Source organism: Vibrio sp. MMH1-50 (genome assembly GCF_022347645.1).
Taxonomy (GTDB): domain Bacteria; phylum Pseudomonadota; class Gammaproteobacteria; order Enterobacterales; family Vibrionaceae; genus Vibrio; species Vibrio harveyi.
This window is the reverse complement of the sequence record NZ_JAKRGG010000064.1, coordinates 1-10,052: the sequence shown is the minus strand read 5'-3', so window position 1 is coordinate 10,052 and position 10,052 is coordinate 1. Positions and strand designations below refer to the sequence as shown.

The following is a 10,052-nucleotide window of genomic DNA, read 5'->3' as shown; positions in this document are numbered from 1 at the left end:
CGCCCACCGGTGCCATATTCCAAGACAGAGCCTCGACAAACGTCGGGGCTTTGTTGTATCTGGGTTTTGTGAATTCAAATCCAGCGTGGCGGCAGGCGTACCTATCCAATCAACTCCGTCACCGGTATCATATTCCAAGATAGAGCCTCGACAAAAGTCGGGGCTTTGTTGTATCTGAGGTTTGTGAATTCAAATCCAGCATGATGATCAAGGTGGTAGTTAGCGGGATTATGTCCCTAAAAACTGACGCATTTCAGGCTAACAAAAAGCCTCGACACTATCGAGGCTTGGTTATTTGTTGGAATCTTATTACGCGGGATTAAAGAGGAGCGGCTCGATAGTCGACGTTAATTGGTCCATTTAACTTGGCATCAATTTGGCTATTGTGCGCTGCTATCGTTAGATTGACCTCAAGATGCAGCGAGCTTTTATCCGGATCTAATGGCTCTTCGTTTAAACCAATCATCATTTTAAGTTGCATGTCCAATTGGGCATGAAGTTCCATTGTGCCATCTTCTTTATTGTACAAATTGAACGTGGATGTTGGGTCGCCTATTGGCGTGATGCCTTGTTCATTCATCAAAGAGATAAGGACGCTTGCAAACAACTCTTGGTTAGCAAAGTAGCTTACGCCTGTCGGCATTTTACTGATGTCATCTAATGTTGAATCTTCATTGCGACTGATTTGAGCACCATCAACTAGATAAGTTGCGCGATCAAAGTCTTTCTCAAACTGCTCACTGCGTTTTTCATCCACTTTTGCGGCGATTTCTTTGAGTGCATTGGTGACGGCTGTGGGGTTAGTCAGCGTGACATATTGTTTGGTTTGCGCAGCAACAGGCTCTTGAGTAAGCCCACAATCGTCAAGATTTAAGTGGTTGTCATTGGCTTGCATCGTCAAAAAAGCAGAAGCAAACTCAGGATCTGATGCTGAAATCTCACCAGCACCAATACCCTGTCCATAGTAACTAACCCAATCATTTAAACGTTGCGATGCTTTGTCACTACCATGTGCGCGTTTATCTAACTCTGTAATTAGTGCATCAAGCAGTGTTTCAGTTCGACACAGTTTAGTCAGTGTTAACAACTGCTCTTCATGTGGAATATCGGCTTGCTCTAGGTCATCCATTACTTGCATTTTGAATCCTGGAGAGTTGAGCAATTGGACCAGTTCTTTGCTGGTTGGATGATTAAGAATAGAGTTGAGTAAATCGCTGGCTTGAGTCTGAGATAAGCCTTGCGTTAATTCAGACACGATACGTTGCTGGTAACCACTCTTGTCGTCAGCGCCAAGCTTTTGCTTATCGACATCAGCTAAGTCAAATTGCGCGCGTAGCATGATCTTTTGCGCACAATTATCGAGGTTGTGAAGTACTTGATAATGATCTTTCTGATTGAATGCATCCGCTACTTGGTTGAAGTCTTCTTGAATACCTTGTGGAAGACGATGTATGTCATCAACAACGGTTTGGGCGATCTCGGCAATTTCTCGTTGAGTCAATTGATGGTGTTGTTTGTCGCATGCCTCGTGAAGTAAGCCTTCAAATTGTTTTCCTGCTGCATTATTTGGAGCCAACCATTGCTCGTGGTCGTTGTTAGCAAGTAATTTTTGAGCGCCATTTGGAGAGGCAATAAAATCATGAACGGCTTGGGCATTGAAAGCGGTCATGGCCTTGCTGATGGCATTCGCCTCACCAACAATGGTCTGGATGACTTTTCCGCTTAACGGCTTACTACCGGAGGTAATATCTAACTTAGAAGCTAGATGTGAGGTGATATCACTTCCGTACTCTTTCTGTAATGAGTTGAGAAAGAGCCCCATGGTTTGAAGGTTAAGATTGGATTGAGTTTGAGTGTGCTTTGCAAAAGGAGAAAGCGTTTTGCCTTCAAAACGACCACTTTTTAAAGTGACCTCTCCTTGATTGTTTTGATTGGCAACCACAGTGTTATTTTTAGCAACACTAAGAAACTGTTGTAGTTGTATAGCCATATCGGTATCTCTATAAATTCTTGAGGAAAATTAAACGCAGATAGCAGTATTGAGCATGCTATTTTTAGGGGGCGAGTCCTCTTGGGTACTCTCTAGCAAATGACGGCATTTCTCTGTTTGACTGATGAAACACGACAGTGCGCTTTCTAGGTCAAACACAGTACAAAGACCAGCATCCACGCTGTATGTCAAAACGATACTCGCTGTGTGAGTTTCAAGGCTTAGAGACATATTGAGTTCTTTATATAAGGCTTTATTGAACTGCATTAAGCTTGATAATTGTTTTATGCCTTGTTGGGAACTTAATGGTCCTACTAGCGATGTCAGGATCAGCCGTTCACGTTTAGGGTCCAACTCGATGTCTAGTAAAAGAGTTTCATCAACCATCAAAGTACAATGCCCGTCTTCGTTGGGCTGGAGTGTGTCGATGCCTAGGTCTGTAACTAATTCTTGAAATAATTGCTCAATTAATGTGCTCACGTCAGCAGTCTCAATGGTTTATTTAGTTGATGGCAATGTATAAGAGCTGTGTCGAGAAATCTGTCAATGACGGTTGTGATGTTTTAGGTTACTAAGAGGATTAAATAGTTAATGACATGAAATTCAAATGATTATTATCATGGTTTTTATGCTTCTAAATAGCGAGGTTGATAATAAATTTCTTGTTTTTAATTTAATGTTTTAATTTCATAAATATGAAAATTGTAAATATATACTTAGCTTTGTCTTTTCCTGTCTAATTCCTATTTTTATGTAATTACTCCTTTGTTTTATATTGAAAGTGAGATCTTGTTCATACTCAATGCAACCGGTTGCGCTTTTTTGTGTTGGTTATTTTTGCTACAGTTTTTGTAGTTCGAAATTTACACAATGGGAGCAAGGCTATGAAAAAGATCCTCTTATGCTGCAGTGCTGGAATGTCGACCAGTATGCTAGTGAAGAAAATGGAGCAAGCTGCTGAAAAGCAAGGGCTTGAGTGTAAGATTGATGCACTGTCAGTTAATGCGTTTGATGAGGCAATTAAAGAGTACGATGTCTGTCTGTTAGGTCCGCAAGTGCGATTTCAGTTAGAGGAGTTGCGCAAAACAGCACAGGAACATGGTAAGAATATTGATGCAATCTCTCCACAAGCCTACGGGATGATGAAAGGAGAAGAAGTACTCCAGCAAGCTTTAGAACTTATTAACTAATTCAATAATTTTAAATAGAAATAAGAGTTGCCACTAAATATAAATATTTGGTGTGGGATTCTTTTGTCTGAAAATAAGGATGGATTCTATGAAGCTCTATGATGCGATTATAGGAATAGTCGAAAAACATATAGCCCCAATTGCAGCGAAAGTAGGTAATCAGCCTCATGTCAGAGCAATGAGAGACGGATTTATTGTGGCAATGCCGTTTATTATTGTTGGTAGTTTTATCTTAATTTTTGCTTTCCCACCATTTGCTGAAGACACGACGTTTGCACTAGGACGAATTTGGTTGGATTTTGCGACCACGCATTTCGATACCATTATGATGCCCTTCAATATGTCGATGGGCATCATGACCATATTTGTCTCGCTTGGCGTCGCCTATAGTTTGGCGAAAGCGTACAAGATGGACGGTATCACCAGCGCCGTATTGTCTTTGATGTGTTTTTTGCTGGTAGCTGCACCTGCAAAAGACGGATCGCTTGCTATGAAACATATGGGGGGGACCGGGATCTTTACAGCGGTAATGTGCGCCTTCTTTGCTGTTGAGCTATACCGCTTCATGAAAAAACACAACATTACTATCCGCATGCCAGAACAAGTACCACCTGCGATTGCTCGCTCTTTCGAAGTTCTTCTTCCGGTACTGGCTGTATTTCTAACACTGTACCCATTAAGTATCTTTGTTCAAACCCAATATGACATGTTGATCCCTGATGCAGTAATGGCGATGTTTAAGCCATTGATCAGTGCTTCCAACACCTTACCAGCAATCATCGGTGCATTGCTTGTGTGTCAGCTACTTTGGTTTGCTGGTATTCATGGTGCCGCAATTGTGGTTGGTTTATTGTCTCCAATCTTCCTAACCAACATCAGTGCCAACATTGATGCGTTTGTCGCGGGTCAACCAATTCCAAACGTATTCACTCAACCATTCTGGGATTTCTACATCTTTATTGGTGGTTCGGGCGCAACGCTTGCCCTTGTTATGTTGATGTCATTTAGCCGCTCTGCTCACCTAAAGAGTATTGGTCGCATGAGTGCGGTACCTGGTTTTTTCCAAATTAATGAACCTGTGATTTTTGGTAGCCCAGTCGTAATGAACCCAATTCTATTCATTCCATTTGTGTTTGCACCAATCGTCAACGCAACCATTGCTTACTTTGCAGTACAACTCGGCTTTGTTGGTATGGGGGTTGCGACCACGCCATGGACGACTCCGGCGTTAATTGGTGCCTCATGGGGGAGCGGTTGGACATTCTCACCTGTGCTGTTGGTGATTGGGCTTCTGATTCTTGATCTCTTCATTTATCTGCCGTTCTTCAAGATGTTTGAAAAGCAGGTTATGGAACAAGAGTTACCTATGAGCAAAGAAAGTAAAGACGCTGAACAGCCATCAGGCGAGGGCGTGACAGCTTAATCATGATTTGGCTGTCGCTTGGCAGCCTTCATTTCCGGAGAGAAGAAATGGAACAAGAACTAGTCGTAATGGAAATTATCTGTAATGCAGGTGAAGCCAGGAGTTTGAGCTACGAAGCGTTGCGTCTATCGAGAGAGAAAGATTTTACCGCCGCAGAGGAAAAGCTTTCTCAAGCAAAAGAGTGCATTAACAAAGCGCATCTGATTCAAACCCAATTGATTGAAGAAGATCAGGGGGAGGGCAAAGTGCCAATGACTCTTGTTATGGTACACGCACAAGACCACTTAATGACAACCATCTTAGCGCAAGAAATGGCAGTGGAAATCGTTGCGTTGAACAAGCAGTTAGCAGCGAGATAAGGACGGTACGATGCCAAGAAATGCAATCAAACTCGCCATTATAGGTGGTGGAAGCAGTTATACACCAGAGCTTGTTGAGGGGGTAATTAAGCGTTTGGAGTTCTTGCCTGTAAAACAGATGCACTTTGTCGATATTGAATCAGGTGCGGAGAAATTAGAGATCATCAAAGGCTTGGCACAACGGATGATTGATAAAGCAGGAGCTGATATTGAAATCAAAGCCGGCTTTGATCGTCGTGAAGCGATAAAAGATGCAGATTTTGTAATGACTCAATTTCGCGTTGGCGGACTAACGGCACGAGCGAATGATGAGCGAATTCCAATCAAGTATGACGTTATCGGTCAGGAAACCACGGGTCCCGGAGGTTTTGCAAAAGCGCTGCGCACTATTCCTGTCATTCTCGATATCTGTAAGGACATTGAAGAACTTTCTCCACACGCGTGGATGTTGAACTTTACTAACCCTGCAGGTTTAGTATCAGAAGCGGTCAGTAAATACTCCAACGTAAAAAGTATAGGTTTGTGCAACGTTCCTGTATCTATGGAGATGATGATTGCCGAAATGATGGATTGCGAGCCAAAAGAGCTTCAGCTTGAGTTTGCTGGTTTAAACCATCTTGTTTGGGTGCTCAAGGCTTGGTTGAAAGGAGAAGACATTACGCAAACCGTTCTGGAAAAAGTTGGGGATGGTGCCAACTTCAGCATGAAAAATATATGGGAAGAGCCGTGGGATCCTGCGTTTCTTAAAGCGCTTGGAGCCATACCTTGTCCGTATCATCGTTATTTCTATCAAACAGATGCGATGCTAGCGGAAGAAAAGCAGAGTGCAGGAGAGCAAGGGACACGTGCTGAGCAGGTGATGGAAACAGAAAGCGCATTATTTAAGCTTTACCAAGATCCTAATTTAGACCACAAGCCAAAGGAATTGGAAGAGCGAGGAGGCGCTTACTATTCTGACGCGTCGTTGAATCTCGTGGATGCAATTTACAACAATCGTAACAGTATTCATGTAGTGAACGTGCTAAACAATGGTGCTATCAATGGCTTACCGGATAGCGCGGTGATTGAATGCAGTGCAGTGATCGGCAGTTGGGGAGCGAAGCCGCTGGCAGTTGGTGAGCTGTCTAGCAATATCAAAGGACTACTTCATCAGGTCAAAGCTTATGAACAACTCGCTATTGAAGCAGCAGTGGAAGGAAGCTACGAAAAAGCGTTAATGGCGTTAACCAATAATCCACTTGTTCCTGATATCGGACGGGCTAAGTCCATTTTGGATGAGATATTAGAAGTAAACGCCGCGTATCTGCCTCAATTCAAATTGACGACTTTGTAAAGTAAGGAACCGCACCAATGAAAGTGATCTTTAACGCAGATGATTTCGGTTTAACTCCGGGTGTGAACAAGGGAATTATCAAAGCCCATCAACAGGGTGTGGTTCAGTCTACAACAATGATGGTGGGAATGGATGCAGAGCGGCACGCGATTGAATTAGCAAAGCAGAACCCAAATTTGAACGTTGGTGTGCACCTTCGTTTTACTACCGGTATTCCTTTAACGGGACATCCAAATCTTACTCGTGGTCAAACTCAGTTTGTTAGTTACGATGAGCTATGGAAGATACAAGATTTCGAAGAAGAGGTGGTCTATCAAGAAGCGGTGGCCCAGGTGGAAGCATTTCTTAAATTGGGTCTACCACTAAGTCATTTAGATAGTCACCACCATGCGCATACACATCCACAACTGCTTCCGGTGATTCGAAAGGTTGCTCAGAAATACAAAGTACCTTTGCGTGGTAGCGGTTTGTGCCACATAGAGAACAGTGTGAAGTATTACTTTACTGCTGAGTTCTATGATCAAGGGGTTAGTTTGGAAGGTATTATGAAGCATTTATTGAGTTTGAAAGCTCAATATGACGTAGTTGAAGTGATGTGTCACCCGGCGGAAGCGGACCAATCTCTATTGTCGAAAAGTAGCTACGCCCAACAAAGAGAGGTGGAACTTCAAGTCCTGACTTCTCCCGTTTTTAAACAAGAACTTGCTCAGCATGGTATGGCAATCACGGATTACTCTGCTCTCGTTTCTTCAAGTGAAGTCGCCAGTGTATGATTAAGGCTGTCAGCATCGCCCCCTATACACCTTACGATTTGCTGGCAGCCACTTTTCGCTAAGTCATGATTAACAAAACAGGAAGTTGGATTAAGCAGCATTATGGCAAGGATTAAAGATGTAGCCGAACTCGCAGGAGTAAATCGCTCAACGGTTTCTCGTATCATTAACGGAGAAGGGAAGTTCCGAGAAGAAACGAGAAAGAAAGTCGAAGCTGCGATGGCAGAGCTCAACTATCGCCCTAGTGCAATCGCGCGTTCACTCGCGACCTCTTCTAGTAATATGGTTGGCCTTTTGGTGACGTACTACACGGGTGGGTTCTTTGGTGAAATGATGGAACAAGTGCAGACTGAGTTGGATATGCACAAGAAGTTCCTCATCACGGCACAAGGACATCATTCAGCGGAAGGGGAGCGAGAGGCAATTCAGCGTTTTAATGATTTGCGCTGTGATGGTTATGTGCTCCATAGTCGTTATCTTTCTGATGATGATTTGAGAGAACTTGCCAAACTACCAACACCATTTGTACTGCTCGATCGGTATGTTGAGGGTATTGAAGAACGCTGTGTGACCTTTAACCATCATCACGCGAGCCGAATTGCTGTTGAGCATTTAATCGCTGGTGGCCATCAAAAAATAGTTTGCATCGCTGGTCCCTCTCAACGCCAAAACAGTTTGTTGAGAAAGCGAGGTTATATTGATGCAGTGAAAACGGCGGGTATAGACATCGATGAGAGTTGGTGTGAAGAAGGAAACTACGGTCGTCAAAGTGGGTACGATGCAATGGCTGCTCTTTATAGAAGGCATCCCGATTTGACCGCAGTGTTCTCATGCAGTGAAGAAATGACCGTGGGTGCCATGCAGTTTCTTCATGAGCATCGTATCTCCGTACCGAAGCAAATCTCATTGGTGAGCTTCGACAGTGTGGATTTGTGTGAAAGTTTGTACCCAACTGTGTCAGCGGTACATTTCCCGATCAGTGATATGGCCAGAGTAGCGGTGCAAACGTTGATAGGCTTAATAAAAGAGCAACCATTGATGACTCAACCCGAATTTGAAGCGCAATTAAAGCTGCGCAAAGCCGACCGAATAATTACTTAGTTTCCCTTTCTTATCGACCTGGTTAGTGCAACTTTGTTGATGACATGCACAGAGGTGCTTGATACATCCTCCTTATTGATGAATTCATTTACAAAATTGACTACTATTATAGGCTTATCAGGAAAACCGAATCAGTAGTGGAAAAGTGGCAGCAATTAAACTTACAGTGGATCGTATTCAGCCCGGGTTACATATCCGTCTTCCGCTAAAGTGGAATGATCACCCATTCCTACTCAATAGCTTCAAAATCAAAGACCAAGAACAAGTTGAGATGATTCGTCATCTTGGTGTGAAGTTCGTTTATTTCAATCCCGAGCAAAGCGATGCGTCTCCTTTACCTGCAAATCAACCTCAGGTCGAAGTAAAGCAAGACAATACATTAGATCTTGAAGCGCAAAAGCTTTGGAAAGAAAAGCAAAAACGCATAGAAAAGTTAAGCGCGTATCGACGCCGTGTCATTCAATGTGAAAAAGAGTTTGAGCGTTCACTTGCGAGAATGCGTTCAGTGATGACCAAGATTCGCAACCGCCCTGTCGATGCAGTAGGGGAGGCACAACAACTGATCGATGACATCGTTGATAAGTTAATGTGTGATGACAATGTGACACTGCACTTAATGAACGGTAAAAACGAGTTTGAAGATATCTACTTCCACTCCCTTAATGTTGCGGTAATCGCGATGATGATTGGACGTGCGAAGGGGTATTCAGCGGAGCAACTTAAAGCGCTTTCTTTTGCTGCTTTGTTCCATGATATGGGCAAAATCAAAATTCCAACCGCTATATTAAGGAAGCAAGTCCCACTCACTGAACCAGAAAGCAATTATCTAAAGCTACATACTAAGTATGGCTTGGATATGGCTAATCAAATTGAAGACTTTCCTGACAGTGCAAAAACAGTGATAGCGCAACATCATGAATTGCGTGATGGCTCTGGCTATCCTGAAGGTTTGAAGGGAGATGAGATTGATGAACTCGCTCAAGTGATTATCGTTGCGAATGCTTTTGATAATTTATGTCACACCTCGATTGCTGCTGAACAAAAAATTCCATATACGGCGCTTTCCCACCTCTATAAGAATTGCAAACACTTATATAAAGAAGAGAACCTCAACATCCTTATTAAGTTTATGGGGGTGTTCCCACCGGGAACAGTGGTTCAGCTCTCCAATAATATGGTGGGATTGGTTATCTCTGTTAATGCGTCCCACTTACTATTTCCAAATGTACTGGTCTATGACCCAGCAGTTCCAAGAACTCAAGCGCCAATCATTGACCTTGCATCAAAGGACATAAAGATAGTTAATGCGATTCATCCGTCTAAATTGCCGGAGAAGATCAAAGAATACCTTAATCCACGTTCACGCATTTCTTATTTCTTCGATAGTGATGAGTAGTTATCCACAGCTTTTTGTGGGTAAATTGTAGAAATCCTGAGTGTTATTTCTGGGTAATTTTAAGGTTGGATGGAAAGTATCCATTTGGCATGTTTTTTTAGAAAAAATGCATTTTTAGTATTGCCAAAGAAAATCTTCTCCCTATAATGCGCATCCATCGACACGGCAGGCGCCACAAGGCTTCAGCAGGGTCGGAGAGGTGAAAAGCTTCTACGAAAAATTAGTTGAAAAAAGTGTTTGACACTCTCAATTATCTCGTTAGAATGCACCTCCGCTTTGAGAGAAAAACTTCTCGATAAGCAAGCTCTTTAACAATATAGATCTATCAATCTGTGTGGGCACTCGTTGATGATAATCCAATTAGAAATTTCTCTTAATAAAGAGCGGTTTCAAATTAGGTTTCAATGAAACGAAGTGACCAATCAAGTCTTCGGACTTGGCACAGTCAATTCATTATCGTTCTGTTGGAACGATAATAGCTTTAAAA

9 protein-coding genes are annotated in these 10,052 nt (G+C 42.8%); 7 read left to right on the top strand and 2 right to left on the bottom strand.

Annotated elements, in window-relative coordinates; all coding sequences use genetic code 11:
- Positions 1-319 precede the first annotated feature (319 nt).
- On the bottom strand, positions 320-1,990 hold the full coding sequence (locus MHO32_RS24735; protein ID WP_017817400.1) for a hypothetical protein: 1,671 nt from the start codon (positions 1,988-1,990) through the stop codon (positions 320-322).
- A gap of 30 nt (positions 1,991-2,020) precedes the next feature.
- Entirely contained in the window at positions 2,021-2,470 is a 450-nt protein-coding gene (locus MHO32_RS24730; RefSeq protein WP_005448805.1) for a type III secretion system chaperone, read from the bottom strand.
- A 404-nt stretch (positions 2,471-2,874) separates the two neighbouring features.
- On the opposite strand from MHO32_RS24730, the gene MHO32_RS24725 reads away from it, so the two are divergent.
- The 7 genes from MHO32_RS24725 (at position 2,875) to MHO32_RS24695 (ending at position 9,565) form a co-directional block, all read left to right on the top strand.
- Entirely contained in the window at positions 2,875-3,180 is a 306-nt protein-coding gene (locus MHO32_RS24725) for a PTS sugar transporter subunit IIB (protein ID WP_005448803.1), read from the top strand.
- An 88-nt stretch (positions 3,181-3,268) separates the two neighbouring features.
- Entirely contained in the window at positions 3,269-4,603 is a 1,335-nt protein-coding gene (locus MHO32_RS24720; RefSeq protein ID WP_239214757.1) for a PTS sugar transporter subunit IIC, read from the top strand.
- 47 nt (positions 4,604-4,650) lie between these two features.
- Entirely contained in the window at positions 4,651-4,962 is a 312-nt protein-coding gene (locus tag MHO32_RS24715; protein ID WP_005448800.1) for a PTS lactose/cellobiose transporter subunit IIA, read from the top strand.
- A 10-nt stretch (positions 4,963-4,972) separates the two neighbouring features.
- On the top strand, positions 4,973-6,295 hold the full coding sequence (locus MHO32_RS24710; protein ID WP_009698792.1) for a 6-phospho-beta-glucosidase: 1,323 nt from the start codon (positions 4,973-4,975) through the stop codon (positions 6,293-6,295).
- A 17-nt stretch (positions 6,296-6,312) separates the two neighbouring features.
- Positions 6,313-7,068, top strand: coding sequence for a chitin disaccharide deacetylase (gene chbG / locus MHO32_RS24705; protein WP_239214755.1), 756 nt, complete (start codon positions 6,313-6,315; stop codon positions 7,066-7,068).
- Between the two features lie 102 nt (positions 7,069-7,170).
- Positions 7,171-8,169, top strand: coding sequence for a LacI family DNA-binding transcriptional regulator (locus MHO32_RS24700; protein WP_009698790.1), 999 nt, complete (start codon positions 7,171-7,173; stop codon positions 8,167-8,169).
- A gap of 145 nt (positions 8,170-8,314) precedes the next feature.
- Positions 8,315-9,565 (top strand): HD-GYP domain-containing protein, encoded by a 1,251-nt coding sequence (locus tag MHO32_RS24695; protein ID WP_239214753.1) that lies wholly within the window; start codon positions 8,315-8,317, stop codon positions 9,563-9,565.
- Positions 9,566-10,052: the final 487 nt, after the last annotated feature.

Coding starts and splice junctions, on each gene's coding strand:
- MHO32_RS24735 (WP_017817400.1), bottom strand. CDS start 1,990: ATGGCTATACAACTACAACAGTTTCTTAGTGTTGCTAAAAATAACACT.
- MHO32_RS24725 (WP_005448803.1), top strand. CDS start 2,875: ATGAAAAAGATCCTCTTATGCTGCAGTGCTGGAATGTCGACCAGTATG.
- MHO32_RS24720 (WP_239214757.1), top strand. CDS start 3,269: ATGAAGCTCTATGATGCGATTATAGGAATAGTCGAAAAACATATAGCC.
- MHO32_RS24715 (WP_005448800.1), top strand. CDS start 4,651: ATGGAACAAGAACTAGTCGTAATGGAAATTATCTGTAATGCAGGTGAA.
- MHO32_RS24710 (WP_009698792.1), top strand. CDS start 4,973: ATGCCAAGAAATGCAATCAAACTCGCCATTATAGGTGGTGGAAGCAGT.
- chbG (WP_239214755.1), top strand. CDS start 6,313: ATGAAAGTGATCTTTAACGCAGATGATTTCGGTTTAACTCCGGGTGTG.
- MHO32_RS24700 (WP_009698790.1), top strand. CDS start 7,171: ATGGCAAGGATTAAAGATGTAGCCGAACTCGCAGGAGTAAATCGCTCA.